This is a genomic window from Hymenobacter sp. PAMC 26628, from assembly GCF_001562275.1.
Classification (GTDB): domain Bacteria; phylum Bacteroidota; class Bacteroidia; order Cytophagales; family Hymenobacteraceae; genus Hymenobacter.
The window spans coordinates 2,658,379-2,683,636 of record NZ_CP014304.1 but is presented as its reverse complement, the minus strand read 5'-3'; the positions used below and the strand labels follow the sequence as shown (position 1 = coordinate 2,683,636).

Below are 25,258 nucleotides of genomic sequence, written 5' to 3'. Positions count from 1 at the left end.
GCCGGGCGGTGCGCGGCGCGAAGGGCTAGTGCTGCTCTATGTTCGGCCGGTAATGGCCGCAGGGCTTGGCAGAAAAGGGTGCCCACCGCCGCCCGCTGCCACCGTACATTGCCCCGCCGGGGGCCTTGCGCGCCGCCGGGCCCGTACTTATTCCTCCGCCTTCTCCGCCCCATGACCACGCCCGCCCCCTCCGAAGTCTTCGTGCACCACGTCTTGTTCTACACCCACGCCGCGGCCAGCGCCGCTGACCGCGCGCAACTCCTGGAAGGGTTGCAGCAGCTCCAGCGCATCCCCGGGATCCAGCTGGCGCACATCGGCACGCCCGCCGCCACCGACCGGACCGTCATTGACCGCACGTACACTTACTCGTGGCTGTGTCTCTTCGCCAGCGCCGCCGATGAGCTCCACTACCAGCAGCACCCGCTACACGACGACTTTCGGAGCCGGTACGCGCGCTATTGGGAGAAGGTCGTGATCTACGACGCGGTGGGGCCAACGTCCTGAAACCGGCATTTCCCCGCCGCATGGGAAGCTGGCCGGGTGCCGCTTTTGCGGCACCCGCAAGGTTAAAAAAAAGAGCCTTTTTCAACCTTGCGGGTGCTTATTCGCTATTCACCAACCGACAGGCCGTTTGGGTTCCACAAGGCGTACGCCTCAGGGCCCTATTAGCAAAAAGCGAAATGCCGGAGTGCCTCCAGGCCTCGACCCGGCAGGGGGTTGCACTGGCGCACGGAATGCCCGATTATGTAGCTGCGGAGCAGGAAGATACTAAAATAGCCGATGCAAAATCTGCTATTTTACAGTTCCACAATGCCCGGCAGGTACTGCTTCGGGAGCGGCTAGAAACGGTACTGCTTGGGCCGCATTTAGCACGACAACCCACATCCATTTGCAGCGTCAGCTGGCCGTGAACTACGATAACCGGGGCCCTAAAAAAAGGCAGCCTCCCGGGGATAAACGTCCGGTCGGCTGCCTTTTTTCTGCTGTCTTTTTATTGGGGTGTGCTGTCCAGAAACTGCTCCACTACCGTGCGGTACTTGGCGGGCTCCTCGAACCAGGGGAAGTGCCCGCTCTGCTCAAAAAACACAATCTTGGCCCCCGGAATCGCCTGTTGCAGGCGCCAAGCGGTAAGGGGCGCCACGTTCATGTCGTAGCGCCCGGTGAGCACCAGCGTGGGAAACGCGAAGCCGGCCAGCTTCGGCGTGAAATCGGCCTTGCCGGCATCGTCTCCCACGGCTTGCCCTACCGCCGGTTCCAGGCCCACGTTGTGGATGGGGCCCAGCTTCTTGAAGTACCGGTCGCGCTGCGCCGCCGAATAGAAGAGCAGGTTGAAGTGGGTGCGCATGCTGGCCTCGGCCGCCGCCTGGGTCACGACCGGCGGCTGCTTTTGCTGCTTCTCGGCGGCCATCGTCTCCGGAAACACCTCGTCGAACAGGTGCACGAGGGTGTTGAGGTTGCTGCCCGCCGCGTCCGAGAGGATGAGCTTGGCCACGTGCTGGGGGTAGGCGCTGGCGTAGGCAATGCTGAGCAGCCCCCCGTAGGAATCGCCCAGCAGCAGCACTTGCGGCAGGTTCAGTCCCTGGCGCAGGGCCTCCAGGTCGGCGACCTGCGCCGCCAGGGTCTGGGGCGCGCCCGCCTGCACGGGCTTCGACGCGCCCGTGCCCCGCTGGTCGTAAAAAATCACCCGGCGCTTCTGCGCCAGTTGCCGCCACACGTCTGTGGGCAGCAGGTAGGCATGCGACAGGCCGGGCCCGCCGTTCACGACCAGCAGCGGCAGCGCCGTGGTATTGGCCCCGAAAATCTCGTAGGCCAGCGCCACCGGCGCCGTGGAAATTTTGCCCGCCTGGTGGGGGAGGGCCTGCCCGGCGGCCAGCGCGGGCCCGGCCAGCAGCAGGGCGCGCACCGCCGCCCAGTAGCCGGCGCGCCAGCTCGTTCGAAACAACTTCATGGGCTACGCGGGGAGAGTTTGGGGGAAAGATGTGCAGGGGAGAAAGGTTCGCGCCAGCACGCCAGCCAGGTGCAGGCTCGTCGGGGCAAGGTAGGCAGGCGGCTCCAGAAAGGGCATGGGCGGGCCCCAAAAGCCACGGCAGCGGGCCGCAGCGCGGCTGCCTAAAAGGCACCGGTGGGCAAGCTGGCGGCGCCTCGGCGCAGCCGCAATCTCGGCCTTGCGTCGCCGGCGCACGTACCACCTTGCAGCCGTTCTAGTCCTTTCCCATGCCCAGCTCTCCCCTTGCCGAACTCGCCGCCGTCCTGGCCGCTACCCCGCCCGCCGAGGCGCTGCAACACGCCCTCGACCTGGTGGGCCCCCATTTGCGCGCCGACCGCTGCTTTCTTTACGTGCGCGACCCGGCTCAGGGCCGCGGTCGCATTGCCTTCGTCTGGCGGCTCGACGAGGCCGTACCCGACCCGCGCCACGACTGGCAGGACGACGCCGGCGACTTGCCCAAGCAGGACCCCTTGTTCCGCGCCGCGCTGGCCGCCCGGCCCTCCGTGTTCGTCGACGATGTGCACGCGGCGGGCCCCGAGGTACTCAACCAGGAATTTGAACGCACCACTTTCGGCCACCGGGCCCTGGTGCACGCCCACATTACCGACCACGGCCAGCTCTGGGGCATCTTGCAGCCCTGCGTGTTTGGCCACCCGCGCCACTGGACCGCCGCCGACCGCGACTACCTCGACGCCGCCGTGCCGCTTTTCCTACCCGTAGTGCAGGCCTACATGCGCGGGCTCGGGAAGATTTGAGGGCCCTCGGCGGGGGGGCTAAACGGCGGCGCTGCGGACCCTGGGCGCATTTGGTGCCATATTGCCGCGGCTCCGGTGCTAATCCCCGTCGCCCTATTCCTGCTCATGCGTAAAAGCTACTTTTTGCTGCTCCTGGCTCTTTTTTCGGTGGGGCCACCCCTGGATTCGCACGCGCAAGTCAAGGCCCTGCGCTTTGGCAAAGTCGTGGACGGCCGGGGCCACGTGTTCACCGACGCCGTCGTGCTCGTCCGCGCCGACCGCATCGTGGCCGTCGGCGCGGCCAAGGACGTGGCCATTCCCGCCGATGCCGAAGCCATCGACTTGCGGGCGTACACGGCCATCCCCGGCCTCATCGACGCGCACACGCACATGAGCTTCTACTGGGACCGGGCCCCGGGCACCACCCCCTGGGCGCAGCTGGGTACCCTGGGGCCGGCCGTGACGGTGTTCCTGGCCCAGGAAAACGCCCGCAAGGCCCTGGAAACGGGCGTGACCACCGTGCGCGACCTGGGCTCGTTCGACAACATAGACTTCGCCCTGCGCGAGCTCATCAACCGGGGCGCCGTCGTGGGCCCCCGCATGTTTGTGGCCGGCAACGGCCTGCACATCAGCAGCTCGCCCTATAAGGTGAGGCTGTGCCCGATGCCGGGCAGTGCGACGGCGTGGAGGCCGTGCAACGCGTGGCCCGCCAGCAAATCGCCGCTGGGGCCGACTGGATCAAGATGTACGGCTCCACCGGCAGCGACAAGGACGTGACCGGCTTCCAGACGTTCACCTACGCGGAGATGCAGGCCGCCGCCGACGTGGCCCATTTTGCCGGCAAACGCATTGCCATCCACTCCTACGGCCCCGACGGGGCCCGCGACGCGGTGCGGGCCGGCACCAACACCGTGGAGCACGCCATCGACATCGACGACGCGACCCTGGCCACCATGGCCAAAAAGGGCATCATCTACGTGCCCACCGTCGAGCACAACAAGTACTACATTGCCCACCGGGCCGAATTTGGCTACGATACCACCGTGGTCCGGGCGCTGAACGGCTACGTGGCGCAGAACTTCGCAACCCTGAAGCGCGCCGTCAAGGCCCGGGTAAAAATCGCCATGGGCTCCGATGCCGTCTTCACGGGCTTCGGGGAGAATACGCGTGAGCTGGCCTGGTTTGTCAAGGCCGGCATGACGCCCGCGCAGGCCCTGCAAACCGCCACCACCACCGGGGCCGAGATGCTGGGCCAGGAAAAAAACCTGGGCGCCATTGCCCCCGGCTACCTGGCCGACCTGGTGGCCGTAGAAGGCGACCCGCTCCGCGACATCAGCGCGGTGATAGACCACGTGAAATGGGTGATGAAAGCCGGCAAAGTCGGAGTCGACAAGACCCAAAACGCGGCCCCCGGCCTGCGCTGAACCCGGACGAAGGCCCGCGGGCCCGAGCGAAAAGAACTGCGGAAGACCAGTATCCGGCCGCCAGAGAAAATTTAAAAGAGCTGCCAACAGAGGTGTTGACAGCCAATTTGGCACCAATTGAAACCGGCCGGCAGCCGGGGCCAACCCAGCGGATTAGCCCCCGGTAAAAGGCAGGCTAGAGTTACCCTTGTTCTACGCTGCCGCTCCTTCGCACAGCCACTGACCGGCGCTGCTAGCATCAACCAGTAGCGGCGAAGTAAGCAGTAGAGTTGTTCCTGAATAAAAACCGCACAAAAAGAACGTCATGCGGCGCGCAGCGAAGTATCTTTTCCACGTAACCAATCCTGATTACTGGCGCAGAACGTCATGCAGCGCGCAGCAAAGCATGAGATTCTGCTTTTCTTTAATTTAAGAACAAGTCTAGTAAGTACAACGGTTGGGTTTGCCGCAATTCGCTCTCTGCTGATTCCCATGACGGATTCCACCTCATCCCTCGCCGCGGCCACCACGGCCGTTCGTGCCCACCTGTTGGAGCTTTTGGAGGGCCGCCAGGCTCACCTTTCCTTCGACGCCGCCGTTGAAGGCTTGCCCGCCGCGCTGCGGGGCGTGCAGCCCGCGCACGTGCCCTACAGCATCTGGCAGCTGGTCGACCACATCCGCACCGCGCAGTGGGACATCCTCGAGTTCTCCCGCGACGCGGCCCACCAGTCGCCGCCCTGGCCCGCCGGCTACTGGACCCTGGACGCTGCCCCCGCCACCGACGCCGCCTGGGACGGGGCCCTGGCCCAAATCGCCCGCTACCGCGCCGCGTTCGAGGCCTTGCTCCACGACCCCGCCCGCGACTTGTACGCGCCCCTGGCCCACGGCGACGGCCAAACGCTGCTGCGCGAAGCCCTGCTCATCGCCGACCACACGGCCTACCACGTGGGCCAAATCGTGCTGTTGCGCCGGCTGCTGGGGGCCCCGGCTGGCTAGGGGTGGGGCCCCTTCTGTGTCCTTCCGGGCCCCCGGGGCGGATAGCTCCTCATTATTGCTCCCCGCCAAAGCCTTTGCCGATGCCCCCTGCCGTGCCCGCCCCCTTCGACGTTGACGAACGCCTGCGCTGGGTCGAGCGCGTCGCCCGCCTCATGGACAGCCAGTTTCGGCTGCCCGGCACCCGTTTCCGCTTTGGCCTCGATCCACTGCTGGGCCTCATTCCCATCGTGGGCGACCTCTCCACTACCGCCGTCTCGGTCGCCTTGCTGCTGACTATGCTGCGCCACGGGGCCAGTGGTGCCGTCGTCGTGCGCATGGCCCTCAATATTTTAATCGATACCGTCGTCGGGGCCGTTCCCATTCTCGGCAACGTGTTCGACTTCGCCTACAAAAGCAACGAGCGCAACGTGGCCCTGCTGCGCCGCCACTACGCCGAGGGCCGGCACGCGGGCAGCGGCAAAGGCCTAGTAGCCTTGCTGCTGCTGGCCTTTCTGGCCGTCGCGGGCCTAGTGGCTTGGGGCAGCGTGGTGCTGATTGGGTGGGTGTGGCACTACTTTAGCGCCCACCCCATCCTAAGCACCTAGCCCCTAGCATGCGCGGCCGCCCGCAAAAAAGCCCGGTACGGTGCCAACCATCGCCAGGCTTTTCACTTGCTGCGCCCGCCGCGCTTACGCCGCCGCTTCAATTACGCAAACCGGGTTAGCGGCGTCCGGGGCCCCGCCCGGCATGGCCGCCCCCCAAACTCCCAAATCCGGCGCATTTCGTGGGGCTAAAAGTCTTCCACCACCTCGGCGTAGAGCATCATGGTTTGAATCTTGGCGTGTCCCAACACCTTCATTGGCATGGCCACCGGCAGCCCGCGCATCAGCGAGAGCACCGCGAACGAGTGCCGCATCGTGTGCATCCTCCCCAGCGCATGCTTGAGCAGTGGCCGCTTCACCACCTTGCCTTCCGCGGCGGTGGCTACTTCCACCAAGTACCGCAACCCTGCCAGCTGCGCAATGCGCTTTAGGTTGCGGTTCATCGCCTAATTCGACGTGGACGGCAGCAGTTACGCCCGCGTCCATTCGCTTTTAATTAGCCCCCTAGCCGCCAACACCGGTACGCGGCCGCTCACGTATAGCTGGCAAACCCTCCTTCTCCTGGTCTTGGTGCTCTCGCTATGAAGCGTACGGTTCAGCAATTTCCACCCGTGTATTTTGCTCTGGTGATGTCGACGGGTATTATTTCGCTGGCAGCGCAGGCCCAGCAGCTGGCCGGGCTGGCCACTGGCCTTTTCTACGTCAATCTGGTGGCCTACCCAGTGCTGCTGACGCTGTTGGTGTTGCGGCTGGTGCTTTTCCCCAAGGAATTCTGGGTGGCCCTGACCTCGCACAAAGAGGGCCCAACCTTTCTGGCTTTGGTGCCGGCCACGGCGCTGCTGGGCAGCCAGTTTGTGCAGCTGGCCAACAATCACTTTATGGGCAACATGCTGTGGCTGGCGGCACTAATCAATTGGCTACTAATTAGCTACTAGACTTGTTCCCAAATAGTATTTTTGGGAATGCTTGCCGTGAATACGATAGCCGATGACCGGCAAATGCGGGCCTTAACCGGGTTGGACAGGGCCGCGTTTTGTGCGCTGGCTGAGCCGTTTGCGGTCGGCTGTCAACAAGAAGCCGCGGCGCGCTTTACTGACCAGCGGCCCCGCAAGCGGAAAGCCGGCGGTGGGCGTAAAGGCGTGCTAGTCAGGTCGGAGCAAAAACTATTATTTGTCCTCTACTGCCTCAAAACGTATCCCGCCTTTGACGTGCTGGCCGCTACGTTTGGCCTGCCACGCTCCAAAGCTTGCGAACACGCGCTCCGCTTAGCCAAGGCCCTGGAACGTGCCCTGCGCACGCAAGGCGTGCTGCCGGCCCGCGCCATTGACTCGCTGGCCCAGGCCCAGGTGCAAGCGGTCTTTGCCGAGGTGCCCGTGCCGCTGCTCGATGCCCCCGAGCGCCCCCCACACCGGCCGCGCGCCGTCGTGGACCGGGCGGCCGGCTACTCGGGCAAAAAAAAGACTGCCCCGTAAAAAGGCGCTTGTCGCCGCCCCCGCCCGGTGTGTTCACTACCTGGGACCCACCACCTGCGGATCCACGCACGACGACCAACTGCTTAAAAACGAGTTCGCGGCCAACCGGGGCTTACGCGACCCCTTCGCCTTGCCGGCCGATTGGGGCTACCTGGGCCTGGTCACCGACTACGGCCTGCCGCCCCAAAGCCTGCCGCCCCAAAGCCTGCCGCCCCAAAGCCTGCCGCAGCGCAAGCCCCGGCACCGCAAAAAAACGCCCCGACGCGGCCCTGACCGATGCCCAACGAACCGAAAATGCGGCCCACGCCCGCCGCCGTGCCACGGGCGAACACGCCATCGGCGGGGCCAAACGCCTGGGCTGCGTGGCCCAAACCGGCCGCAATAAGTCCGCTGCATTTAACGACCGGCTCCTCGCCCTAGCTTGTGGAATCTGGAATTGGCATCTCAAAAAACGAAAAGAAGCTATTTAGGAACAAGTCTACTCAATACAATACCCCCGCAATGTCTTTACCACCCGGCCACCCTGTAGGTTTTTCCCTACTTGAACGTTCTTTCTCCTGAACGCCTCGTCTACCTTGGGACCGTTTTCTTGAACGATGCGGCCCCGGTGAATTCTACGGGGTTGCTTGCTGTCCGCCGCGCGGCGAGCCCCACACGGATGCGCCTTCGCTCGGCCCGCGGCGCCGCTAACGATCCGTTTTTTTTGGGGCGCGCTGCAGGGTTTGCCGGGCCCAACCTTTTGGGCGGCGTCCCGGTTGCGTAGGCGCTGTGGGCCAACGGATTGGCGGCGCCCAATGCACGCTTGACCGGGGCCGTCCAGGGGCCGGGTAGCTGTTTTCGTCGCCCGTCCGTCGTTCCCTCCCCTGCGCACCCATGGCCCTCCCCCGAAAATTCGCGGCACTGCACCGCGGCCTGCTGTCGAAAGAAACCAAAAAACGCGCCGAACGCGCCGTGTTAGGGGTCGCCATCGCCGGCTTTCTCGTCCACCTGGCCCTCATCGGCGCGGTGGAGGCGGGCCTGCTGGTGGTGCCCGCGCCCGCGGAGCTGCTCCGCAACCCCATCGCCGCCATTTACACGCCCTTTTCGTTCATCTTGGTGTACGAAGTGTACTTGCTGGTGTACTACCTGCCCCGGTCGCTCAGCACCTACGTGGGCAAGCAGTACGAAATCATTACCCTGATCCTGATCCGCCGCTCGTTTAAAGACCTGGCCGGCCTCTCGCTGACGGCCGACTGGTTCGCCAGCGCGCACGACCGGCAGTTCACCTACGACTTGGCGGCGTCCGCCCTCTTATTTTTCCTGATCTACGTGTTTTACCGGCAAGACCGGCCCCGACGCCCCGCGCCCCGCGTGCGCCCCGCGGGGGTGGCGCGGTTCGTGGCCGTCAAAAAAGCGCTGGCCACGGCGCTCGTGCCCGTGCTGCTGGCCCTGGCCGGCTACTCGTTTGCCCACTGGCTGGCCGGCGCGCTGCGCCCCGCCGCGGCCGCGCACGCCTCGTTCCAGGACATTAACAACGTCTTCTTTGAGCAGTTTTTCGCCGTGCTCATCGTCGCCGACGTCCTGCTGCTGCTGCTCTCGTTTTTTCACACCGACGCGTTCCACGCCGTCGTCCGCAACTCGGGCTTCGTCATTTCCACCATCCTGATCCGGCTGTCGTTTTCCGTGGGCGGGTTCCTCAACCCGGCGTTGGTCGTGGCGGCGGTGGTGTTCGGCCTGGTCATCCGCGTGGTCCACGACCGGTTCGAGCGCCACCTCGGGCCCACCGCCGCCCGTGTCCCCCCGCGGGGAGGCGCGCCCACGGGCTTCGCCGACGAAAGATGATGGGGATGGCCCCTGTCTGATTCCCACCGCATCTCGGCTCACATTTAAAAGCTCGTTTGCCTGAACCGCGGCGCCTGAACGCGAGGCTACTGCTCGGCTGGAGTTTACGAAGCATTCTTCGCGTGATGGCGTGTTGAGGCTTCTTTCCACGCGTTTTGTTTCTAAAAGATGTTATTTTTAACAACTTTTAGAAATGAACTACCTCGCCCTCCGTTCCCGCTTCGCCGCCCAGGGCCTGGTTTCCAGCCACGAGCTGCGCCTGGCCTTCCCCGATTTCGACAAGCGCCGGCTGGTCGAGTGGCAGGCCCGCGGCTACCTCCAGCGCGTCGTCAACCGCTGGTACCGCTTCACCGAAACGCCCCTCGACGAAGCCCTGCTCTGGTTCACCGCCAACCGCATCTACGCGCCCGCCTACCTCTCCCTCGAAACCGCCCTGTCCTACCACGGCCTCATCCCCGAAGGCGTGTATACGCTCACCTCCGTGAGCCCGCGCAAAACCCAGGAGTACCACACCCCCCTGGGCACCTTCCGCTACCAGCACCTGCTGCCGCGCCTCTACTTCGGCTACGAGGTGCTGCGCCCCGCCGGCAACCGCCCCGTGCTCATGGCCGACCTCGAGAAGGCCCTGCTCGACTACTGCTACCTGCACCCCGAGCTGCGCACTGCTGCCGACTTTGCCGCCCTGCGCCTCAACCCCGCCGTGCTGCACGCCCGGCTCAACCCCGCCCGCCTCGCCGCCTACCAGACCCTTTTCGCTCACCCGCGCCTCAACCGGCGCGTCGCGGCGCTGCTTTCCCTGCTCCCGGCCTATGCTTAGCCTCGCCCAAATTCAGGCCCAGTACCCGGCCGCCCTCCGGCCCTTCAGCCGCTTCATCCTGCGCGAATACCTCCAGCACAAGCTGCTTCAGCTCATCTATGACGGCCCCCTGGCCGACCGCTTCGTCTTCCTCGGCGGCACCTGCCTGCGCATCGTCCACGGCAACCAGCGCTTCTCCGAAGACCTCGACTTCGACAACACCGGCGTCACGGCCGCCGAGTTCGGCGAGCTGGCCGCCGTGGTCGTCCGCGGCCTGGAGCTGGAAGGCTACGAGGTTGAAATGCGGCTGGTGCTCAAAGACGCCTATCACTGCCACGTCCGCTTTCCCGAGCTGCTGTTCAACGAAGGCCTCAGCGGCTACCGCGAAGAGAAGATTCTCATCCAGCTCGACACCGAGCCCCAGCACTTCGCCTTCGCCCCAGTGCCCTACCTGCTCAATCGCTTCGACGTCTTCACCCAAATCCAGACCACGCCCCCCGACCTGCTCCTGGCCCAGAAGTGCTACGCCATCCTCAACCGCGTCCGCAACAAGGGCCGTGACTTTTACGACGCCGCCTTCCTGCTCGGCCGCCAAATCACCCCCAACTACGCCTATCTCGCCCAGAAGCGCGGCATCGAAGCCCCCGCCGACCTCAAGGCCCAGCTGCTCGCCCACTGCCAAACCCTCGACATGGCCGCCATGGCCGCCGACGTGCGTCCCTTCCTCTTCAACCCCCGCGAAGACCGCCTGGTCACCCTCTTCCCCCAGTACATTCAGCAAGTATTAAGCTGAAGCTTGCTACCCGCAAAAAATGGAACGAGCGGACCAGCGGGCCCGCTCGTTCCATTTCCACCCGACACCTCAAAATGCGGCCGGTCCTTAAAGCCCGGCCAGCCACCGGGGCCCCTCCGGGGCTAGTGCGCCCGCGCGTCAGCCGCCTTCAGCAGATAATCTCATAACCTCACTCGCGCGCATCGGCCCGGCTGCGTTCCCTGGTTTGCCGCTGACGCCCGCCCCAATAAGGGCGGCCCCAAGAAATGGCTACAACAAGCAAAGATTTGGCTACAGGTGCCGGCAACGGCCGGCCGACCTTTGCGCAGCAATCAAAAAGGACAGCCACCGGTTGACTGCCCTGATGGGGCAGGCAAAGGCACAACGCCTCCCGTTGGGGTTCTTCCGTTTCACAAGTCGTCGGTGCCCATGAAAACAGCGCAACCCCACCCCGTCGACACTCTCTCCGCCTTTCACCAGCTGATGGGGCTCCCCAAACCGGCGCACCCGCTCATCAGCCTCGTCCCGTTCGAAGAAATCCAGTACCCGGCGAAGGCCGCGCCCACCGCGCTGCGCAACAACTTTTATTCCATCGCCCTGAAGCGAAACTTCACTGGCAAGCTCCGCTACGGCCAGCAGGCCTACGATTTCGACGAAGGGGTGATGGTGTTCATGGCCCCCGGCCAGGTGTTGAGCTACGAAACGGAGGCCCCCCTGCGCCACGCGGGTTGGCTGCTGATGATTCACCCCGATTTCCTGTGGCATGCGCCGCTGGCCAAAAGCATCCGGCAGTACCCGTTTTTCAGCTACGCCGTCCACGAGGCGCTGCACCTCTCGGAAAAAGAAGAGCGCCAGATGACCGGCATCATGCAGCACATCGCCCAGGAGTACCACGCCAACCTGGACGCCTTCAGCCAGCGCGTGATCCTGGCCCAGCTGGAGCTGCTGCTCACCTATTCCGAGCGCTTCTACCAGCGGCAGTTCCTCACCCGCCGCATCGCCCACCACCGGCTGCTCGAACGGCTGGAAGACCTGTTGACGACCTACTTCGCCAGCGAAGCGCTGGCCCGGCAAGGCCCGCCCACCGTCCAGTACATCGCCGACCGGCTGCACGTGTCGCCCAATTACCTGAGCGTGCTGCTCAAAACCCTCACGGGCCAAAGCACCCAGCAGCACGTCCAGGCCAAGCTTATCGAACAGGCCAAGCAGCAGCTGTCCACCACGGAGCTGTCGGTCAGCGAAATCGCCTACGCCCTGGGCTTCGAGCATTCGCAGTCGTTCAGCAAGCTGTTCAAAACCAAAACGGCCCTTTCCCCTGGTGCCTTTCGCAACGCCTTCAATTAACGCCCCGTCCCCTGCGCATGAAACTCGAAGAAAAAGGCCCCATCCAACCCCCGCCCGTGCTCACCGGTCCGGGCCAGCAAACCGCCGCGGCCGTGCGGTCCTGGCCGGCCGTCATCGCCGCCACCCATTGGGATTTGTTCGACCGCGCCCGCGTCGACGGCGCCGATTTTTACGTCGGGGAAGCCGAGCTGGGCCACATCCACTTGAACGGGGAAGTGCACTTGGCCGCCACCCGCGCGCTCGGCGTCCCGCTGGTGCAGCAGGGCCTGGCCAGCCCGCTGCCCTACGGCGCGCAACGCGGCGATTGGGTTTCGTTCCGGATTCGCACCGACGCCGACGCTGCGCACGCCACTTGGCTGTTCCAGTTGAACTACGACCGCCTACGGGGCGTGCCCCTGGAGGCGCTGACCGCGCAACTGCAAGCCGGCCGCCGGCGGTAGCTGCGGAGGGCCCTGCCAATGGTGCCCTTCGCCCATTTTTCTCAACGCCACCAACTTTCCCACCTTATGCTTGTCATTACCGGAGCCAACGGCCAGTTAGGGGCCGCCATCATTGACCACCTCTTGCGCACCGTACCACCCGACCAGGTAGTTGCCAGCGTGCGCGACCCCGGCCAAGCCTCGGCCCTGGCCGCGCGGGGCGTGGCGGTGCGGGCGGGGGATTTTGCCCGGCCCGACACGTTGCGCACGGCCTTCGCGGGGGCCGACCAGGTCTTGATTGTCTCCGCCAATAAGCTCGGGGAAGAGGCCCGGCGGCTGCACCAGGCCGCCATCGGGGCCGCCCGCGCCGCCGGGGCCCGCCGCATTCTCTACACCAGCCACATGGGCGCGCGGCCCGACTCGTTTTTTGAGCCGGCCCTCAACCACGCCGCGAGCGAGGCCCTGCTGGCCGCGCAGGGCGTGGCCTACACCGCGCTGCGCCACGGCTTCTACGCTGAGAGCGCGCTGCACATGGTGGGGCGGGGCCTGCGGGAAGGCCTGCTGCGTACCCCCGAAGACGGCCCCGTGAGCTGGACCACCCGCGCCGACCTGGCCGAAGCCGACGCGCGGCTCTTAACCCAGCCCGGCCGCTTCGAAGGCCTCACCCCGCCGCTCACCGCCGCCGAAGCCGTGACGATGGCTGACCTGGCGGCGCTGGCTTCGGAAGTGACGGGGCGCGAGGTCAGGCACGAAACCATTACGGACGACGAATGGCTGCGGGCCCAGGTGGCGCACGGCGTGCCCGCGCCGGTGGCCGAGCTGCTGCTGGGCTCGTTTCGGGCTTCGCGGCGCGGCGACTTCGCGGCCGTGGACCCCACCCTGGAAACGCTGTTGGGCCGGCGCCCGCAAACGATGCGCGACGTCCTGGCCCGCGCCCTGAAGCCAACGGAAGCCTAAAGCAGTACGTGGGCAGGCCTGTGTAGGAAAAGGCAGCCTAGCCTTTCGTTCAAACCGAAACGAGCGGACCACCCGGCCCGCTCGTTTCATTTTCACCCTACCCCTTGTATGATTGTACTGCCCTATCTTGAGGGGAGCCGGAAAAGGAAACGGGGTCACCGCCTATCCCTAAATGCGGCGCTTTGGCGTCGACGTTGCGAGTGAGAGTTTGTGCCCCGTTTCCCGTTTTTGCCTGAAGACTGAACAGTATGGAGGGAGCCCGGCCCTGGCGCTGGTGGCATCCCGCATTTGTACAAGGAGAGTTGCGGTGAAAACCAGACCGGCTGGTTGCTTTCCACCTTTTTTACCCCGTGCCCATGCCCACTGTTCCTTCCCCCACCGCCCCGCTCAAGTACGTCGTGGGCATCGACATTGCCAAAGACACGTTCGTGGCCTGCTTCGGCCGCATCGAAGCCAGCCAGCAGCTGCGCTTCGGCCAAGAAGCCACGTTTGCCAACACGCTGGCCGGCTTCACGGCCCTGCTGGCCTGGTCGGCTCGGCAGCAAGTAGCCCCGGCCCCGCGCTGGTTCGTGGTCGAGGCCACGGGCGTCTATTACGAAGCGCTGGCCTATTTTCTGGCCGATAACGCGCAGGCCCTGAGCGTGCTGCTGCCCAACAAAGTCAAACACTTTGCCCAGCGCACCGAACTCAAGCGCAAGACCGACCAACTCGACGCCCGCCTGCTCTGCCGCCTGGGCCTGGAGCGGGCCTTGCCCGCCTGGCAGCCGCCCACGCCCGCCCTGCGCCAGCTGCGGGCCTTGGCCCGCGAGCGCCAACGCCTGAGCGACCAAGGCGGCCGGCTCAAAACCCGGTGCCACGCCTACCAGCACAGCTACCAACCCGACACCCGCACCCTGGAACGCCTGGCGGCTCAACAACAACGCATTGTCCAGCAACTAAAAGCCGTGGACCAGGACCTGGCCGCACTGCTCGAAGCCGAGCCGGAACTGGCCCGCAAGCTGGCCCACCTGACCAGCATTCCGGGCATCGGCCTGACCACGGCCATCGTCGCGGTGGCCGAAACCAACGGCTTTGTCCTGGTGGAAAACGAGCGCCAGCTCGCCTCCTACGCCGGGCTGGACGTGGTCCAGCGACAGCGTGGCCTCTCGGCGCTGGCCACGCGCATTTCCCGGCGAGGAAACGTGCGCCTGCGCACGGCCCTCTACTTGCCGGCCGTGAGCAGTCTACGCTACAATCCCCAGCAAAAAGCCTTCTACGCCCGCTTGCGGGCCCGTCAGCCCAGCGGCAAGCCCGGCGTGATTGCCGTCATGCGCAAGCTCTTGCTGCTCTGCTACTCGCTCTGGAAAAACGACCGGCCTTACGACCCCCAGTATCACCCGGCCCGTGCTGCTGTAAAAGAAGTAGCCCCGGCCACGTAAACGGGCCGAGGCTACACAGGATGAACCCGAAGGTCCTCCTTTAGGAGTTCCAAAGGTAAAAAACTTGTCCGATTTCTTGCTTTTTATCACAGTATCTCGCTAAGCATATGGCTACCACCAAAGACGCGCAGTTTTACCGCACGCGCAAAATGGCCACCTTCATTCCCGTGGTCGGCGTGCCGTTCCTGGCCGTACTATTCTGGCTCGGCGATGGTGGCAAGGGTGCCACGGCCGGCGCGGCCCCGGCAACCGCGGGCATCAACACTGACCTGCCCCAGGCGGGCACCTCGACCATTACGGCCAGCAAGCTGGAAGCCTACGCCGCCCCGGTCGATTCGCTGCGTAACCGCGACTTGGTCAGCGCCCGGCCGGATACCGGCCGGGCCGGCGGCCTGACGTCTGGCGTGGGCGCCAATAGCCAGCCCGGCAAGGTTCCGGCCGACCAGGCCGTGGTCGCCGCGCAGCAGCAGCTCGCCGCGGCTCAGGCCGCGCAACGAAGCAGCGGGCCGGTGGCCACCGGCGGCACCGCCTCCCTGAGCCCGGAACAGCAGATGGAGTTGATGCGCTCTCAGCACCAGCGCGAACTGGACGAAGCCCGCACCCAGGCGGCCCTCGAACGCATTAATGCCCAGGCCATGACTGGCAGTGGGGGAGGAGTGCCCGCCGCCCGACCGCTGGCAGCCGTGGCTGTCAAGAAGCAGCCCGCCACCCGCGCCCGGATGGTCGACGAGGATGCCGTGGTGTCGCGCCTGGGCTCCAACGGCTCGGGCCGCAAGCGCACGGCTTCGTTTCAGGGGTTAGCTTCTGAGGGCGCCGGCGCAGATGCTAACACGTTGCCAGCCGTTATCCATGAGTCGCAGGAAGTAGTTTCCGGCTCGCTGGTGAAGATGCGGCTCACCGAGTCGGCGGTTGTGAATGGCCACCAGCTGGCGGCCAACACCTTCATCTACGGCAAGTGCAGCCTGGCCGGCGAGCGGCTGAATATCAACATCGCAACCCTCAAATCGGGCAGCAGCATCTTCCCGGCCGCGCTGGAAGTGTACGATGTGGACGGGCTGGAAGGCCTGCACATTCCCGGCGCCATCACCCGCGACGCTTCCAAGCAAGCTGGGGCTGATGCCCTCGGCGCAGCCGATATGATGACCATGAGCGCCGACCCCGCTACGGCCGCCGCCGGCGTGGCCGTCAATGCGGTCAAGGGCCTCGGGCAGAAGAAAATTCGGCTCGTGAAGGTGCGCCTGAAAGCGGGCTACAACCTCATGCTCAAAGTTGACAAAGACCAATAATCCCACCCCCTATGAACCGTATTACCCTTTCCACCGGCGCACTATTGGTAAGCCTGCTCGGCGCCGCGCCCGCGCGGGCCCAGACCAGCGCCGCCCGGATGCTGAACTACTCAGAGGCCAACAAGCTACCAACTTATCCGCCCTACATCAGTGAGCAGAAAACCACCCACTTAGTCTTTCCATTTCCGGTCACCTACGTCGACCTGGGCAGCTCGGGCCTCGTCGCGGCCAAGGCCACCGGCGCCGAAAACATCGTGCGCGTGAAGGCGGCTGGCGCGGGCTTCCCCGAAACCAATATGACGGTACTAACCTCCGATGGCAAGCTGTACTCGTTCGTGGTCAACTACCAGCGCGACCCCAAAGTGCTGAGCCTGGACCTGGGCGCGGCGGGCGGCACAGCGGCCTCGGGCGAGGCCATTCTGTCGAACTCGCCCATCCCGCAGGGCAACCTCGATGCCTACTCCAAGCAGGCATTGGAGGCTAGCGGCACGGCCGCCAGCGAAAGCGCCAACCAGCTTAGCCTGCGGGCGGGCGCGGTGGGCTACCGGCAGGAAACGTTGTTCTTCCCCCTGCACCTAGCCAACCGCTCGAACGTTACCTACGATGTAGACTTCGTCAAATTCTACATCCAGGACAAGTAACTGGCCAAGCGCACCGCTGAGCAGGCCATCGAGATAACTCCCATCTACGTCTACAACGGGGCTCTGAAAAAGATTGAAGCCAAGGGCAAGCTGGAGCGGGTGTACATCTTTAAGAAATTCACTATTCCCGAGCAGAAGCAACTCATTGTGGAGCTGTACGAGAAGGGCGGCGGGCGCAACATCAAACTCAAGCTCGCCAACTCCGACTTGCTCAAAGCCCGTACCTTCAAGTAGCAGCTGGTGGCATGTAGGGGCTAGCCGGGCATATCCGCAGTTCATTTTGCACCTGGCAACTCCTAGCTTAGTACCTGCGTTCACAAAGTATACTTGTGAAAAATACCAAAATCTATCGTTATGCGCAAGCTCCTGTTTTTTGCCGCCGTTATTGCTTTTCTCTATTCCTCGTGGGGGCCTAGCTGGGGCCCCAGCTTAGCCATCTGGCTGCTGATTATCGGCGCATTTCTGCTGGTCGGCCCGACCGTGGCCAAGCTAAACAAGCCTGACCGTCGTCACTCGGACGATTACTAAGTCTGCGTCACTCATTGCTACAATTTCGGCCCCCGGCGCTTCGGCACGGGGGCTTTTTGTTGCTGCGCAGGTTCTTTCGAGACGTCGGGTAGCGTCGGTCCCGAATGCGCTTCTGCCTTCAGAACGGGACCAGCCACGAGCAGTACGACTGTTACCATGGGCAAAGCACGCAGTAGCCGCCCCAGGCGCTGAGCCAGGCGCGGCTCCTCCATTTTGACGGGCATCTGTTGCAGGATTTCTGCTCCACTACGCAGCGTAGTTAGGCGAGCCGGCTGCTCATCGCTGGGGTGCACGATGCCCCGCATGCCCTGCATTATCTGCCGCGCCAGCATAGTGTGCTTACCGCCAAGTAGATTCCACGCAATTGCTTCCTGAGCCTGCTGAACTTCTCGCATGGCTTCGACCCGCTGCAGGAAAGCTGGTACTACTACCGCATTTGGAGGCGTCAGCACCAAGCCCGGTAGCGGGGTCGTAATCTGGGCAAAAAAGGCTCTTAGCGGCTGCAGGTCCGTTTCAGCATTGCCCGTTGGCCGCAGAATGGCGTGGTCCCGCGCCTGATTGTACTGCTTCGGGTTTGACTGCGCTACCAGATTCACATCGTAGCCGGCACTTTCGCCAAGCACTTGAAAAGCTAGCCCTAGGGTGCGCCCATTGCCTTCCCGGAAGGGATGGGCATAGTTGTACTGGTCAAAATAGTAAGCCGCCCGCGCCACAAACTGCTCTTTATCCAGCCCCTTCAGGTAGCGCTCGGCGGCTAGCTGCTGGCCGATGGTATCCAGATGCTCCGGCAACTGCTGGTAGCTACCGAAGAACATGGTCTGCTGGCCTACGGCGTCGGCGTCGGCCGAACTCGATTTCGTGGTTTGGAATTGCCCCCAGCCGCGTAGCTGCCCGGCCCACGCGTACACATCCTGAAAAAGGTGTCGGTGCAGAGCCTGCAAGCCCTGCGCATTATACGGCTCGACTTCTACCCGACCCGTGAGCACCTCCAGCATGCGAAAGTGAAAGCAGTTGCCTTCAACCTCCGCCAGCTTATCTTCGTCCGTGATGTGGAGCCGGTTGCTAAGAATACCGGTGTAGGGGTCGGTAAAACCGTCAGTCATAAATGTATTCGCGGCCGGGCCGACGTAGAAAAGCAAAACGCCCAACCAGTTGGCCGAGCGCTGTTCTCTGGGAGTATGCGGCTAGCTAGTGAGAGAGTGACCGGGTTTTGGCCACTACGGGTACTGGCCGAGGCGGTGCTGCCGCGACGGTTTCGCGGGTCGGCACGGCAGCCTGGCTCTGGGACCGGTAGTAGCTATCCAGCTGCGCGTTAACTTCAGCCAAGCTTAACTCGCCCTCGATGTAGCGCTGGTTAAGCTGCTCCGCGAAAGGGCTCAGCTTGCGGTCCTGTGTGGCATTCAGCGCGGCGGCCCGGTCCGAAAGGGCCTGCCGCTGCTCGCGGGTAGCTTCCTTGGGGCCAAATTTCGCGGTGATGTCCATGGTATATCGCCTTAGTGGGTCTACTACTACAAACGAAAGTTACGGGAAAATGTGCCAAAGCAGGCTATTCGCCCAACTGAGCAGCTCGCATACCATCCGGCACCATTTGCCCTGATGGGGCAGCAAGAAGAAACCTTGCTGCCCCACCGATTCTGGCGGCCTAGGCCGCTAGCCGTAGCTGCATTTGCGTGCCGGGCGCGGCCAGCGTCTCCGCATCCGGCGCCAGTGGGGGCGATTGCGGGGCGCTTGCCTTGGCTTGGCGGGCGCGGTAGGCGGCCATTTCGGGGCCGGGCAGCCACTGCTTACCCGCACAGGCGCGGAGGTTGAATTCCTGCTAGAGAAATTCCTCGCGGAAAATCAGGTGCACAGTGCCTTTTTTGAAGGCCCGGATTTCGAAAAACCGGCTGTACACCGTGTGCACGCCGTTTGGGTTGGAATTCTGGTTGCCGTAGCGGTCCAGAGCCGTGTCGATGCCCACGCAGGTATCGTAATTCTCACCCGTTAGGTAGCACATCACCCGGTCGATGTCGGCGTAGTCGTCGCGCCGGCTCCAGTTCACGCAGAAGACTTTGCCCGAGAAGCCCTCTTCTACCGCGTAGGGGAGAATCACTTTGCGGTTCACCTTCCACTGCGAGTTGGTTACCCAGCCTTCCACGTGCAGGCGGTTGTCCTTGTGGTACTTGGTGAAGGTATCGAACACCGACTCCACGGCTTGCTCCATGATAGTTTCGCGGTTGTCGAGCACCAACGCTACCAGCTCGGCCACGGCCTCGTGGGTGAATTCCTGGTAGCCCTGTGCTTTGCTGAATGCCGCGAAGTTGCGGCGCACGTCGACCGTCATCAGCTTCTGAATGTTCACCTTGTCGAGTACCAGCCCCCAGATTTGCTGGTTCATCTCGTCGGCAAAGTTATTGTAGCTCGTGCGCAGGCTGCCACGCTCCAAGCTGGCCTCTGCCAACTTTAGCACGTCCTGGTAATCGTTGCGCAACAGGCTTTTGGCGTAGAACTTCATGCCCTCGCGGGCTTGCAGGTAGGCGGCGTACTGCGCCTTCAAGCCCTCGTATTCAGCGGCCATGTTGCCGATGACATCACGGGTGGCCACGGCGTTAGCGAAGAGGTTTTAGTCCAGCTCCGGCCCCCGGCGGCCCCGGCTGGTAAACTTGAAGGTGAGGCGGTCGGCCTTGGCCGGCTTGTGCAGGCGCACCAGGCTTACCCCTACATTGGTGGAGCGCTCAGCCTCGGCAAAAACGGCCCCCAGCGCTTCGCTCGTGCCGTGGTCCTCGATGAGGCGGGCCAGCAACTGCCGGGTTTCGGTGTAGGGGTTGGCCAGCGTTTCGGTGTTGAGCAGGCACACCACGTCGCCGCCGGCGGCTACTACGTCCCAGGCCTTGAGCAAATGCCGGTCGCCATTGGAGAAGGGCGGGTTCATCACGATTAAGTCGAAGAAATGGTCGCCCCGGTAATTCAGAAAGTCATTGGCGATGACCTTGTAGCCCTTGTCGTGCAGCACGGCGCGCAGCTCGGGGTCGGCTGAGGTGGTCGGGTCCAAATGGACAGGGAGCTAAGGTAGGTTAAAGCGCTAGTAGGTCAAATCTAGCCGGTTGTCGGGTACAACCGTTTGAGTTTGATGCGGGCCTTCTCGGTTGTAAACTGCCAGTTGGTGGGTGCCCCCAGTTGGTTGCGCGCTAGTTGCCAAGCGTAGCAGTGCGCTTCCAGCGTCGGCCGGTCGGGCACGCGCTGCGGCAGGCCGTGGGTGAGCAGGGCGGCAAACTCGATTTCAGCCATGTTGAGCCACGAGCCATGCTTGGGGGTGAACACAAATTCCACGCGCTGCAACAGGGCGTGCGCCCGTACCGGGTCAAAAATCTCGTAAAAAGCGGCGGGCTGGTGCGCCGACAAATTGTCGAGCACCAGCGTCACGCGCGTCGCTTGGGCGTAGTCCTCCTCCAGCAGGCGGGCTACCGCCCGGGCAAACGTGAGTCGGTCATGGCGGTCTTCGACCTGCACCCGGCGGCGACCGGCCAGCGGCTCGTGCAGCATATACACCTGGGCCACGCCCTGGCGGTGGTACTCGCAGTCGTAGCGGGTGCTGCCATCGGGCAGCGGGAGTGGCACGCGGCTTTCGCGTAGTAATTGCTTGGGCGACTCATCCAGGCACACGACTGGCTGGGCTGGGTCGTACGGGCGTTGGTAGACGTCAAGCACCCGTTCCATGGCGCAGACGAAGGCCGCGTTCTGAGCGGGTGGAATCACCCACATCTGTCGCTTCCAGGGCTGTAACGCATTTTTTTTAGTACCCGCCCCACCATCGCCGGGCTGGCCTCGGGCAGCACCTGCAGCGTGACCAGGTGAGCGGCCAACAAGCGCAATGTCCAGTGGGCGTACCCTTCGGGCGGGGTGGAGCAGGCCGCCGCGGCCAGGTGCGCCTCCACCTCCCCGGTGTACTTACTGGCCGGCCACTGCTGGCGGGGCTGCCCCAGCAGGGCGGCCTCCACGCCCGCCTCGCAGGCGCGTTGGCGCAGGCGCTCCAGGGTGCGCGTACTCACGCCGTAGGCTTGGCTAGTCTGGGTGTCGCTCCAGTTCAAGCCGTTTGTAGCTACGGCCAACAGGCACTGAGCCCGCACAAGCCGGGCGCTGGCCACGCGCCGCTGCTGCACGAGTTCCGTTAGCGAGGCCTGTTCTTCGGCCCTCAGCGCTAAGACATAATACTTCGCCATTTGTCAGGTCATTTTACCCGACAAGATACTAGATTTATCCTACTAGTGGAGTTCGATTTTGAGCGGGGTGCAGTAGCCCAGGGCCGAGTGCAGGCGCTGGGTGTTGTCGTAGTGGTCGAGGTATTCGGCTAGTTCGAGACGGGCTTCCTCCCGGTCGGCAAAGCAGGCCCCGCGGGGCAGCAGTTCGGTTTTGAGCGTGCTCCAGCCGCTCTCAGCCAAGGCGTTGTCGTAGGGATTGCCGGGCCGGCTCAGGCTGGCAATGGCCTGCGTGCGGTTCAGCAGCTGAGTAAAGGCGTCGCTGGTGTACTGGCTACCGCGGTCGGCGTGCACAAGCAGGCCCGGTGGGGGCTGGCAGACAGCTACGGCCCGGTTAAAAGTAGTCAAAATCAGGTCCGTGTGCAGCGACTCGCTCACGTGCCAGCCCACCACGCGCCGGGAAAAGGCATCGCGCCAGCAGGCCAGGTACGCCCACTGCCCCGTGGCCAGGGCCAGGTAGGTGATGTCGCCGACCCAGATTTGATTCGGGGCCGTGGCGGCGGGCCAGGTAGCTAGCTTGTTAGCAGCAGCTACGGCTTGCGGGTCGGCCTGGGTAGTGCGTGGGGGCCGCGTGCTGGTGCGAGTACTGAGCGCGCGTAAGCCGCTGGCGCTGAGCCAACCGCGCAGCCGCTGCCGGCCTACTTCATGGCCTTCGCGGCGCAGCTGGGCCCGTAGTCGGCGCTGACCGTAGCGGCCGGCGTGGGTGGTAAACACGCGCTGGGCCGCCACTTGCCAAGCAGGAAGCGCTTGCTCGGCCGCCGACGCGGGTGCCCGCTTGCACCGCGCGTGGTACCCGCTGGGACTAACGCCTAGCAGCTGGCACTGCTGCCGTACGGGCCAGCAATGGACATGTAAGGCAATGAAGGTGAAGCGTTTCATCGGCCCGTCGGTTGCGAAAAGATGGTCAGCGCTTTTTTTAAAATGTCGCGCTCCATTTCGGCGCGCGCCAGTTGGGCCCGCAACTGCTTGTTTTCTTGCTCCAGCGCTTCGCTACCCACTGGACGAACGGCTTGCGCGCGGGCCGCCCGCACCCACTTGCCCAACACGGCCTCGCTCATGCCCAACGCCTGGGCGACCCGCGCCGCCATCTGCCCATCTTGGTTCACGCGGCGGACCGCCTCGCTCCGAAACGCTGCATCATACTTGGTTCGTGGCCGTTTACCGGCTGATTTTTCTGCTTCCATGACAGGGGAAAGTTACTTTCTCCGTGTCCATTCCTACCCGACCACCTCAATAAGAAGGCCTAAAACACTCATTTGCTAACAATCAGGTTCGTCTGGCCCCGTAAAAGCCCCTAGCCAAGTACTGGCCAGGGGCTTTTACGAATCATTGAAACCGCCTACGCCAGCCGCCCGGCTAGGCCGGGGAACAGCCCCAGGGCGTTGTCGTGCGCTACCAGCGGCAGGTCGGCATCGGCGAAGCCCGACCAGTTTTCTACGTCATGGCGGGTGGGAGCAAAGGACCAGTCCGGCATGAACGGCAGGTCGAAGCCCATGAGCAGGCGCGCGGGCGGCACCAGCTGCGCCAGGGCGTAGAGCTGGGCCGGAGAAGTGGCGGCCGTCAGGTCGTAGTAGAACGAGGCGAAGCCGGCGCGCAGCTGCTCGGGCGTCAGCGGCACCTGCCCTTCGCCCGTGCCGAAGGCCTGGGTCAAGGTTTGCAGGCGGGTGAGCAGGAAGGGCAGCGTGCCGCCCGCGTGGGTCGTGATGATGTTGATGGCCGAGAATCTTTCCTTCGTGCCGGTCAGCACCAGGTTGGTCAGCATCCGGGTACTGTCAAACATGAACTCCAGCAGGGACGGGTTCAGGCCCAGGCTGAGCGGCTCGGAGGCCCGTGCGAAAGCCGGATGCGCGAAAAGGGTGGTGCCTCGCCGGTTCATTTCCTCGAACCAGGGGGTGTAGCGGGCATCGCCCAGGTACACGTCGTTGATGCTCGTTTCGGTCGAGACGCCGTCCAGGCCCAGCGTGTCGAGGGCGTAGCTCATCTCGGCCAGGGTGCCGTCGATGTCGCGGCCCGGCACCGTGGCCAGGGCCGTGAAGCGGGTCGGGTATTTCTGCACCACGGCGGCCAGCTGCTCGTTCACGCGGCGGGCAATGTCGCGGGCCGCGGCACCTTCGGCCTTGTTGGCGGCGTAGGGTAAGGTCAGCACCGTGGCGGCTACCTCGTTGGCGTCCATCATGGCCAGGGCCAGCTCCGCCGTCCATTTGGGCTGGTTCAGCCGCGGGGGGCCCGCGCCAATGTCGAAGGTGGCGTGCGAGTGCACGTCGATGATGCCGGTCAGCCGGCGGCCGGTCGCCGGGGGGGCCGGGGTAGCTTGGGTTTGGTCAGACATAAGAAGTTGATTATGTGGGGAAAATCAGGGTGGCGCGGACCCGGCGAGTCCGCGAACGGCGGGAAAAGGGGCACCACTCAGCAGGCGCGGACTCGTAGCGTCCGCACCAAGGCCTACTTCAGCTTGAGCAGGCGCTCGGCGTTGAGGTGGCCGATTTTGGCCTTGTCATCAAACGAAATCGGGGCTTGCTCCAGGAAGCTGCGGGCCGTGCCGTCGGGGAAATACCGGAAGGGATAATCCGAGGAAAACATGACCCGGTCGGCCCCCATCACGTTCAGCGCGCGCTGCAAGTAGGGCGTGACGAAGAGGCCGCTGCTGGTGAGGTAGAAGTTCTGGCGGAAATACTCGGCCACCGATTTTTTCCGGCCCGCCTGGGCCAGCCGGGCGCTCATGTCGTTGGCCCGGTCGAGGTAGAAGGTCACCATCTCACCCCAGTGCCCCAGGATGAACTGCAAACTGGGCAGCTCGTCGAACACGCCGGACAGAATCAGGCGCAACGCCCCGATGCCCGCGTCGAGGTGCCAGCCCCAACCGCTGCTGGCGAAGGCGATGCTCAGCTCGGGGTCGAAGCCGTCGTAGTAGAGGGCGCGCACCGGCTTGGGCGCGATTTGCGGGTGCAGGTAGATGGGCACGTCCAACTCGGCGGCCTTGGCCAGCAGGGGCCGAAAGTCGGGGTGGTCGAGGTACTTGTCGCCGGTGCGCCCGTTTATCAGGGCCCCCTTGAAGCCCAGCTCTTGCACGGCGCGCTCCAGCTCCCGCACGGCGGCGGCCGGGTCAGGCGTGGGCAGCGTGGCGAAGCCGGCGAAACGGTCGGGGTGGGCCTTGACGGCGGCGGCCAGGCGGTCGTTGGCCTGCCGGGCCAGCGCCACCGCCTGGGCGGGGGGTAGGCCCTGCGCCCCCGGCGACGACACCGAGAGCACCATCATGTCGAGCCCGATGAGGTCCATGTGCCGCAGCCGGCCCTCTCCCAGGTCGGCCAGCTTGTCTTTGAAGTCCTGCGGATAGCCCTTTAGCACGTCGTCCTGCTGCTCGGGCGGCAGGCTGGTGAGGGCGTCGGCCAGCTCAGGCGTCCAGAAATGTTCTTCTAAACCAATGATTTTCATGCTTGTGGAAAGAGGGTTAGGGTAAGATAGTCGGGTTAGGAGGTGGGCAGCAGGTAAAAACGCCCGTCATGCTGAGCGCAGTAAAGCATCCCTACCACATTACTAATCAAGGCCGTTGCAACGAAGCGGTGGAGATGCTTCACTGCGTTCCGCATGACGGTCTACTGGTACGACGCGCTTACATTATTTTCTTACCCCCGCTCACCTCCCTGCCCATGCGCCTCAGCATTCAACAGCTGGTCGAGGCGCATGGGCAGGGAGGTGAGCCGCTGGCCTGCGTGCTCGTGAGGGCCACGGCCAGGTCGGGGCCAGCCTCGCGGCGGCTCAGGTCGCCGGCGTAGCGCACCTGGCCCAGTACCTTGGCTGGGCCTTCGAGGCGGCGCAGCGTGGTGGCCGGGGCCAGGGGAGCGGAGGCGTTGCCCATAGTCGGTTGGTT

Annotated in this window: 30 protein-coding genes and 1 pseudogene; 18 read left to right on the top strand and 13 right to left on the bottom strand. The window is 64.3% G+C overall.

Annotated elements, in window-relative coordinates:
- The first annotated feature begins 171 nt into the window (after nucleotides 1–171).
- The gene (locus AXW84_RS11875) at nucleotides 172–504 is read left to right on the top strand and encodes a Dabb family protein (protein ID WP_068233205.1); all 333 of its coding nucleotides are present in this window, start codon (nucleotides 172–174) and stop codon (nucleotides 502–504) included.
- A gap of 487 nt (nucleotides 505–991) precedes the next feature.
- Here AXW84_RS11875 and AXW84_RS11870 read toward each other — a convergent pair whose 3' ends face one another.
- Nucleotides 992–1,948, bottom strand: a complete 957-nt coding sequence (locus AXW84_RS11870; RefSeq protein WP_068233202.1) for an alpha/beta fold hydrolase — start codon at nucleotides 1,946–1,948, stop codon at nucleotides 992–994.
- A 266-nt stretch (nucleotides 1,949–2,214) separates the two neighbouring features.
- On the opposite strand from AXW84_RS11870, the gene AXW84_RS11865 reads away from it, so the two are divergent.
- The 5 genes from AXW84_RS11865 to AXW84_RS11850 all read left to right on the top strand — a co-directional run bounded on the left by AXW84_RS11865 (nucleotide 2,215) and on the right by AXW84_RS11850 (nucleotide 5,704).
- Nucleotides 2,215–2,742, top strand: coding sequence for a GAF domain-containing protein (locus tag AXW84_RS11865; protein ID WP_068233199.1), 528 nt, complete (start codon nucleotides 2,215–2,217; stop codon nucleotides 2,740–2,742).
- A gap of 105 nt (nucleotides 2,743–2,847) precedes the next feature.
- On the top strand, nucleotides 2,848–3,498 hold the full coding sequence (locus AXW84_RS26160) for an amidohydrolase family protein (RefSeq protein ID WP_250636923.1): 651 nt from the start codon (nucleotides 2,848–2,850) through the stop codon (nucleotides 3,496–3,498).
- On the top strand, nucleotides 3,405–4,145 hold the full coding sequence (locus AXW84_RS11860; RefSeq protein WP_335339488.1) for an amidohydrolase family protein: 741 nt from the start codon (nucleotides 3,405–3,407) through the stop codon (nucleotides 4,143–4,145). The genes AXW84_RS26160 and AXW84_RS11860 overlap by 94 nt, the downstream gene beginning before the upstream one ends.
- Nucleotides 4,146–4,616: 471 nt before the next feature.
- Nucleotides 4,617–5,120 (top strand): DinB family protein, encoded by a 504-nt coding sequence (locus AXW84_RS11855; RefSeq protein WP_068233196.1) that lies wholly within the window; start codon nucleotides 4,617–4,619, stop codon nucleotides 5,118–5,120.
- Between the two features lie 80 nt (nucleotides 5,121–5,200).
- Nucleotides 5,201–5,704 (top strand): DUF4112 domain-containing protein, encoded by a 504-nt coding sequence (locus AXW84_RS11850; RefSeq protein WP_068233192.1) that lies wholly within the window; start codon nucleotides 5,201–5,203, stop codon nucleotides 5,702–5,704.
- A gap of 185 nt (nucleotides 5,705–5,889) precedes the next feature.
- Here AXW84_RS11850 and AXW84_RS11845 read toward each other — a convergent pair whose 3' ends face one another.
- Nucleotides 5,890–6,144, bottom strand: a complete 255-nt coding sequence (locus AXW84_RS11845; protein ID WP_068233189.1) for a tyrosine-type recombinase/integrase — start codon at nucleotides 6,142–6,144, stop codon at nucleotides 5,890–5,892.
- A 138-nt stretch (nucleotides 6,145–6,282) separates the two neighbouring features.
- On the opposite strand from AXW84_RS11845, the gene AXW84_RS11840 reads away from it, so the two are divergent.
- The 12 genes and pseudogenes from AXW84_RS11840 to AXW84_RS24890 all read left to right on the top strand — a co-directional run bounded on the left by AXW84_RS11840 (nucleotide 6,283) and on the right by AXW84_RS24890 (nucleotide 17,155).
- Nucleotides 6,283–6,636 carry a hypothetical protein gene (locus tag AXW84_RS11840; RefSeq protein ID WP_082773853.1) on the top strand — a complete coding sequence of 118 codons (354 nt, stop codon included), beginning with the start codon at nucleotides 6,283–6,285 and terminating at the stop codon, nucleotides 6,634–6,636.
- Between the two features lie 273 nt (nucleotides 6,637–6,909).
- Nucleotides 6,910–7,173, top strand: coding sequence for a hypothetical protein (locus AXW84_RS24895; protein WP_157886970.1), 264 nt, complete (start codon nucleotides 6,910–6,912; stop codon nucleotides 7,171–7,173).
- A gap of 873 nt (nucleotides 7,174–8,046) precedes the next feature.
- Nucleotides 8,047–8,994, top strand: coding sequence for a hypothetical protein (locus tag AXW84_RS11830; protein WP_071891243.1), 948 nt, complete (start codon nucleotides 8,047–8,049; stop codon nucleotides 8,992–8,994).
- A 193-nt stretch (nucleotides 8,995–9,187) separates the two neighbouring features.
- A complete protein-coding gene (locus tag AXW84_RS11825) occupies nucleotides 9,188–9,811 on the top strand; it encodes a type IV toxin-antitoxin system AbiEi family antitoxin domain-containing protein (protein ID WP_068233177.1) in 624 nt (207 codons plus the stop codon).
- On the top strand, nucleotides 9,804–10,583 hold the full coding sequence (locus AXW84_RS11820) for a nucleotidyl transferase AbiEii/AbiGii toxin family protein (protein ID WP_068233174.1): 780 nt from the start codon (nucleotides 9,804–9,806) through the stop codon (nucleotides 10,581–10,583). The genes AXW84_RS11825 and AXW84_RS11820 overlap by 8 nt, the downstream gene beginning before the upstream one ends.
- Before the next feature lie 462 nt (nucleotides 10,584–11,045).
- Nucleotides 11,046–11,906 carry a helix-turn-helix domain-containing protein gene (locus tag AXW84_RS11815; protein WP_236943113.1) on the top strand — a complete coding sequence of 287 codons (861 nt, stop codon included), beginning with the start codon at nucleotides 11,046–11,048 and terminating at the stop codon, nucleotides 11,904–11,906.
- A 17-nt stretch (nucleotides 11,907–11,923) separates the two neighbouring features.
- Nucleotides 11,924–12,346, top strand: a complete 423-nt coding sequence (locus tag AXW84_RS11810; RefSeq protein ID WP_068233169.1) for a luciferase domain-containing protein — start codon at nucleotides 11,924–11,926, stop codon at nucleotides 12,344–12,346.
- A gap of 66 nt (nucleotides 12,347–12,412) precedes the next feature.
- Nucleotides 12,413–13,282: an NAD(P)H-binding protein gene (locus AXW84_RS11805; RefSeq protein WP_068233166.1), complete on the top strand. Its 870-nt coding sequence runs from the start codon at nucleotides 12,413–12,415 to the stop codon at nucleotides 13,280–13,282.
- Nucleotides 13,283–13,638: 356 nt separating this feature from the next.
- Nucleotides 13,639–14,700 carry an IS110 family transposase gene (locus tag AXW84_RS11800; protein ID WP_068227612.1) on the top strand — a complete coding sequence of 354 codons (1,062 nt, stop codon included), beginning with the start codon at nucleotides 13,639–13,641 and terminating at the stop codon, nucleotides 14,698–14,700.
- Nucleotides 14,701–14,807: 107 nt separating this feature from the next.
- Nucleotides 14,808–15,986, top strand: coding sequence for a conjugative transposon protein TraM (gene traM, locus AXW84_RS11795; protein WP_068233163.1), 1,179 nt, complete (start codon nucleotides 14,808–14,810; stop codon nucleotides 15,984–15,986).
- An 11-nt stretch (nucleotides 15,987–15,997) separates the two neighbouring features.
- A pseudogene (gene traN / locus AXW84_RS25870) lies at nucleotides 15,998–16,861 on the top strand (conjugative transposon protein TraN).
- Nucleotides 16,862–16,981: 120 nt separating this feature from the next.
- Nucleotides 16,982–17,155, top strand: coding sequence for a hypothetical protein (locus tag AXW84_RS24890; protein WP_157886969.1), 174 nt, complete (start codon nucleotides 16,982–16,984; stop codon nucleotides 17,153–17,155).
- Between the two features lie 17 nt (nucleotides 17,156–17,172).
- Here the strand turns inward: AXW84_RS24890 and AXW84_RS11785 are convergent, their stop codons facing one another.
- The 11 genes from AXW84_RS11785 to AXW84_RS11735 all read right to left on the bottom strand — a co-directional run bounded on the left by AXW84_RS11785 (nucleotide 17,173) and on the right by AXW84_RS11735 (nucleotide 25,246).
- Nucleotides 17,173–18,294 (bottom strand): Fic/DOC family protein, encoded by a 1,122-nt coding sequence (locus AXW84_RS11785; RefSeq protein ID WP_157886968.1) that lies wholly within the window; start codon nucleotides 18,292–18,294, stop codon nucleotides 17,173–17,175.
- Nucleotides 18,295–18,343: 49 nt separating this feature from the next.
- Nucleotides 18,344–18,637, bottom strand: coding sequence for an antitoxin VbhA family protein (locus tag AXW84_RS11780; protein ID WP_068233153.1), 294 nt, complete (start codon nucleotides 18,635–18,637; stop codon nucleotides 18,344–18,346).
- 334 nt (nucleotides 18,638–18,971) lie between these two features.
- Nucleotides 18,972–19,739 (bottom strand): DUF4942 domain-containing protein, encoded by a 768-nt coding sequence (locus AXW84_RS11775; RefSeq protein WP_068233150.1) that lies wholly within the window; start codon nucleotides 19,737–19,739, stop codon nucleotides 18,972–18,974.
- A gap of 18 nt (nucleotides 19,740–19,757) precedes the next feature.
- Entirely contained in the window at nucleotides 19,758–20,186 is a 429-nt protein-coding gene (locus AXW84_RS11770) for a methyltransferase (protein WP_068233147.1), read from the bottom strand.
- A 44-nt stretch (nucleotides 20,187–20,230) separates the two neighbouring features.
- Nucleotides 20,231–20,896, bottom strand: a complete 666-nt coding sequence (locus AXW84_RS11765) for an IS630 family transposase (RefSeq protein WP_082773621.1) — start codon at nucleotides 20,894–20,896, stop codon at nucleotides 20,231–20,233.
- Nucleotides 20,887–21,354 carry a helix-turn-helix domain-containing protein gene (locus AXW84_RS11760; RefSeq protein ID WP_068227630.1) on the bottom strand — a complete coding sequence of 156 codons (468 nt, stop codon included), beginning with the start codon at nucleotides 21,352–21,354 and terminating at the stop codon, nucleotides 20,887–20,889. Before AXW84_RS11760 ends, AXW84_RS11765 begins: the two co-directional genes overlap by 10 nt.
- A gap of 42 nt (nucleotides 21,355–21,396) precedes the next feature.
- Nucleotides 21,397–22,269 (bottom strand): IS3 family transposase, encoded by an 873-nt coding sequence (locus AXW84_RS11755; protein WP_071891241.1) that lies wholly within the window; start codon nucleotides 22,267–22,269, stop codon nucleotides 21,397–21,399.
- Nucleotides 22,266–22,574 (bottom strand): transposase, encoded by a 309-nt coding sequence (locus AXW84_RS11750; RefSeq protein WP_071891237.1) that lies wholly within the window; start codon nucleotides 22,572–22,574, stop codon nucleotides 22,266–22,268. The genes AXW84_RS11755 and AXW84_RS11750 overlap by 4 nt, the downstream gene beginning before the upstream one ends.
- A 155-nt stretch (nucleotides 22,575–22,729) precedes the next feature.
- Nucleotides 22,730–23,719 (bottom strand): amidohydrolase family protein, encoded by a 990-nt coding sequence (locus AXW84_RS11745; protein WP_068233138.1) that lies wholly within the window; start codon nucleotides 23,717–23,719, stop codon nucleotides 22,730–22,732.
- A gap of 113 nt (nucleotides 23,720–23,832) precedes the next feature.
- Nucleotides 23,833–24,822 (bottom strand): amidohydrolase family protein, encoded by a 990-nt coding sequence (locus AXW84_RS11740; RefSeq protein WP_068233135.1) that lies wholly within the window; start codon nucleotides 24,820–24,822, stop codon nucleotides 23,833–23,835.
- A 229-nt stretch (nucleotides 24,823–25,051) separates the two neighbouring features.
- Entirely contained in the window at nucleotides 25,052–25,246 is a 195-nt protein-coding gene (locus tag AXW84_RS11735; protein WP_068233132.1) for a hypothetical protein, read from the bottom strand.
- Nucleotides 25,247–25,258: the final 12 nt, after the last annotated feature.

Bases quoted from the DNA above. Each gene is read 5' to 3' on its own strand.
- AXW84_RS11760 (WP_068227630.1), bottom strand. From the start codon at position 21,354: ATGGCGAAGTATTATGTCTTAGCGCTGAGGGCCGAAGAACAGGCCTCG.
- AXW84_RS26160 (WP_250636923.1), top strand. From the start codon at position 2,848: ATGCGTAAAAGCTACTTTTTGCTGCTCCTGGCTCTTTTTTCGGTGGGG.
- AXW84_RS11850 (WP_068233192.1), top strand. From the start codon at position 5,201: ATGCCCCCTGCCGTGCCCGCCCCCTTCGACGTTGACGAACGCCTGCGC.
- AXW84_RS11755 (WP_071891241.1), bottom strand. From the start codon at position 22,269: ATGAAACGCTTCACCTTCATTGCCTTACATGTCCATTGCTGGCCCGTA.
- AXW84_RS11875 (WP_068233205.1), top strand. From the start codon at position 172: ATGACCACGCCCGCCCCCTCCGAAGTCTTCGTGCACCACGTCTTGTTC.
- AXW84_RS11870 (WP_068233202.1), bottom strand. From the start codon at position 1,948: ATGAAGTTGTTTCGAACGAGCTGGCGCGCCGGCTACTGGGCGGCGGTG.
- AXW84_RS11735 (WP_068233132.1), bottom strand. From the start codon at position 25,246: ATGGGCAACGCCTCCGCTCCCCTGGCCCCGGCCACCACGCTGCGCCGC.
- AXW84_RS11780 (WP_068233153.1), bottom strand. From the start codon at position 18,637: ATGGACATCACCGCGAAATTTGGCCCCAAGGAAGCTACCCGCGAGCAG.
- AXW84_RS11845 (WP_068233189.1), bottom strand. From the start codon at position 6,144: ATGAACCGCAACCTAAAGCGCATTGCGCAGCTGGCAGGGTTGCGGTAC.
- AXW84_RS24890 (WP_157886969.1), top strand. From the start codon at position 16,982: ATGCGCAAGCTCCTGTTTTTTGCCGCCGTTATTGCTTTTCTCTATTCC.
- AXW84_RS11810 (WP_068233169.1), top strand. From the start codon at position 11,924: ATGAAACTCGAAGAAAAAGGCCCCATCCAACCCCCGCCCGTGCTCACC.
- AXW84_RS11745 (WP_068233138.1), bottom strand. From the start codon at position 23,719: ATGTCTGACCAAACCCAAGCTACCCCGGCCCCCCCGGCGACCGGCCGC.
- AXW84_RS11855 (WP_068233196.1), top strand. From the start codon at position 4,617: ATGACGGATTCCACCTCATCCCTCGCCGCGGCCACCACGGCCGTTCGT.
- AXW84_RS11805 (WP_068233166.1), top strand. From the start codon at position 12,413: ATGCTTGTCATTACCGGAGCCAACGGCCAGTTAGGGGCCGCCATCATT.
- AXW84_RS11830 (WP_071891243.1), top strand. From the start codon at position 8,047: ATGGCCCTCCCCCGAAAATTCGCGGCACTGCACCGCGGCCTGCTGTCG.
- AXW84_RS11865 (WP_068233199.1), top strand. From the start codon at position 2,215: ATGCCCAGCTCTCCCCTTGCCGAACTCGCCGCCGTCCTGGCCGCTACC.
- traM (WP_068233163.1), top strand. From the start codon at position 14,808: ATGGCTACCACCAAAGACGCGCAGTTTTACCGCACGCGCAAAATGGCC.
- AXW84_RS11750 (WP_071891237.1), bottom strand. From the start codon at position 22,574: ATGGAAGCAGAAAAATCAGCCGGTAAACGGCCACGAACCAAGTATGAT.
- AXW84_RS11800 (WP_068227612.1), top strand. From the start codon at position 13,639: ATGCCCACTGTTCCTTCCCCCACCGCCCCGCTCAAGTACGTCGTGGGC.
- AXW84_RS11815 (WP_236943113.1), top strand. From the start codon at position 11,046: ATGGGGCTCCCCAAACCGGCGCACCCGCTCATCAGCCTCGTCCCGTTC.
- AXW84_RS11820 (WP_068233174.1), top strand. From the start codon at position 9,804: ATGCTTAGCCTCGCCCAAATTCAGGCCCAGTACCCGGCCGCCCTCCGG.
- AXW84_RS11840 (WP_082773853.1), top strand. From the start codon at position 6,283: ATGAAGCGTACGGTTCAGCAATTTCCACCCGTGTATTTTGCTCTGGTG.
- AXW84_RS11765 (WP_082773621.1), bottom strand. From the start codon at position 20,896: ATGTGGGTGATTCCACCCGCTCAGAACGCGGCCTTCGTCTGCGCCATG.
- AXW84_RS11740 (WP_068233135.1), bottom strand. From the start codon at position 24,822: ATGAAAATCATTGGTTTAGAAGAACATTTCTGGACGCCTGAGCTGGCC.
- AXW84_RS11825 (WP_068233177.1), top strand. From the start codon at position 9,188: ATGAACTACCTCGCCCTCCGTTCCCGCTTCGCCGCCCAGGGCCTGGTT.